This window comes from Skermanella aerolata KACC 11604, assembly GCF_000936425.1.
Classification (GTDB): domain Bacteria; phylum Pseudomonadota; class Alphaproteobacteria; order Azospirillales; family Azospirillaceae; genus Skermanella; species Skermanella aerolata.
Genome location: NZ_AVFK01000142.1, coordinates 1 through 2,127, shown reverse-complemented (window position 1 = coordinate 2,127; position 2,127 = coordinate 1). Strand labels below are relative to the sequence as shown.

At 61.3% G+C, this 2,127-nt stretch carries 2 protein-coding genes; both read left to right on the top strand.

The window, feature by feature from the left end:
- Positions 1-1,214 (top strand): methyl-accepting chemotaxis protein (locus N826_RS38795; RefSeq protein ID WP_052832820.1); only part of this gene is annotated, 1,214 nt, incomplete at its 5' end.
- Between the two features lie 82 nt (positions 1,215-1,296).
- Positions 1,297-1,614, top strand: a complete 318-nt coding sequence (locus tag N826_RS38790; protein WP_044437933.1) for a hypothetical protein — start codon at positions 1,297-1,299, stop codon at positions 1,612-1,614.
- The last annotated feature ends 513 nt before the right edge of the window (positions 1,615-2,127 follow it).

The window sequence follows — 2,127 nt, the reverse complement described above, 5'->3', positions numbered from 1 at the left end:
ACAGTGCCGGTGCCTACGACTATCCCGGGCTGGGCTGGTCGGTACTCGTGCGCGCTCCCTCGGTCGAAGCCTTTGCCGACATCAACACCGTTATCACCCAGATCTCGGTTGTCCTGTGTGCCGCCATACTGCTGATCGCAGGGCTCGGCTGGGTGATCGGCAATGCGCTTTCTCGTCCGATCAAGGGGCTGGAAAGTACCATGGGCCAGCTGGCAACAGGGGACATCACTGTCGGGGTTCCAAGCCTGGAGCGCTCGGACGAAATCGGCGACATGGCGCGGGCTGTTCAGGTGTTCAAGGACAATGCCGTGGAGCGGGTTCGCCTGGAGGTGGCACAGGCGACTGAGCGGGCTGCCAAGGAGGCGCGGGCGGTTGAGGTCGAGCGGCTGATCGGCGGCTTCGAGGGCGGCGTCGGCGAGATCCTGCGCACAGTTGCGTCGGCCGCCACCGAGCTGGACAGCACGGCCCAGAGCATGGCGGCGATCGCCGAGGAGACCTCGCGCCAGGCGACCGCTGCGGCGGCGGCGGCCGAGCAGACCTCGGCCAACGTCTCGACGGTGGCGGCAGCGTCGGAGGAGATGACCAGCTCGCTGCGCGAGATCTCGCGCCAGGTGACGCGCTCGACCGGCATCGCCGGCCAGGCGGTCGAGCAGGCCGGACAGACCAACGGTACGGTCCGAAGCCTGGCAGACGCCGCTGGCCGGATCGGCGAGGTGGTTGGACTGATTCAGTCAATCGCCAGCCAGACCAACCTGCTGGCACTCAACGCCACGATCGAGGCAGCCCGGGCCGGCGAAGCCGGCAAGGGGTTCGCCGTAGTGGCCAGCGAGGTCAAGAACCTGGCAAATCAGACAGCCAAAGCAACCGAGGAAATCTCGGCCCAGATTGCCGCCATGCAGGCCGTTACCGGTGGGGCAGTCGCCGACATCCAGAGCATCGGCGGCACGATCGGCGAGATGAACGAGATCACCACCACGATCGCAGCGGCGGTCGAGGAGCAGAGTGCCGCCACCGCCGAGATCTCGCGCAGTGTCGGTCAGGCAGCAGCCGGCACGTCCGAGGTCTCGGGCAACGTCGTCCAGGTCACCGAGGCGGCTGCTCAAACCGGCGCCGCCGCCACCCAGGTGCTGGGCGCATCCGGCGAGCTGGCCCGCCAGGCCGAGCGCCTCAAGGCCGAGGTTGAGCGCTTCCTGTCCGGCATTCGCGCCGCCTGAGCCGGGAAGAGAGAGGGCCGGCTGCTTCGCGTGAGCCGGTCCTCAACCCTGTTGCGCCTCACCTGAAACAAAGGTCCTGATCATGCATCCCGAACTTGCTGTCCGTCGTCTGGGTGTCCTGAACACCAAGCTGGAAAATCACAAAGCCGCTCTGCAGGGCTGGTTCGACACCCTCGACAGCCACCTGTACCGGCTTTATCTGATCACCGGCAAGGACGATTTTGCCAAAGCTCTGCCTCTGATCCGGCGTCTGCGCGAGGAGACGGCTGCCGTCGATGGTACCTCGCTGGATCAAGTCCAGGGGCTTCAGGAGCTTGGCCAGCAGCTCAACCATGTGATGTGTGTGCTTTCGGATCTGGCTGAAACGCAGTCAGAAGCTGAGCCTGATCCCAAACAATAGCTCTGCACACGGCTCTTGAAGAAACACAGTCATGAACTGCATAAATCCGAGTCAAACAGCCCTATATGGGTAAACTGGTCATGCTGCTGTTCCAGTAATCGCAACCTTGCTATGATTTTACGGATGCGTTCTCCATCCGTTCGATCCAGCGTTTCTCCCAACAAGGTTAGATCGGCAATCGTTCGGCGGATAACATCTGACACGATATGGAACCGTTTTCATTTTCAAGCCTCAACTCAAGATTAAATAGTCAGCAACCTTTGATTTTATATTGTTCATTGGTAATAGGCAACGACTTAACAACCTAATCTTTAGGTTCGTAGGAATATCGCAGGTTGATTCGGATCAGCTCGTCGATGTCGGGCCATTCCTCCTCCTGATGAGAAAGACGCGTGATGATCTTCAGGACCTCCTCACGTTCTGCCGGATCCGATGCAGCGTCGGCAATGGCCTAGAGGTCTGTGAGAAGCTGTTTGTAGACGTCAGGCAGAGGCTTCCTCAGCGATGAGGCGC

What these genes read in the sequence shown, in the direction of transcription:
- N826_RS38790 (WP_044437933.1), top strand. Translation starts at nt 1,297, where the DNA reads ATGCATCCCGAACTTGCTGTCCGTCGTCTGGGTGTCCTGAACACCAAG.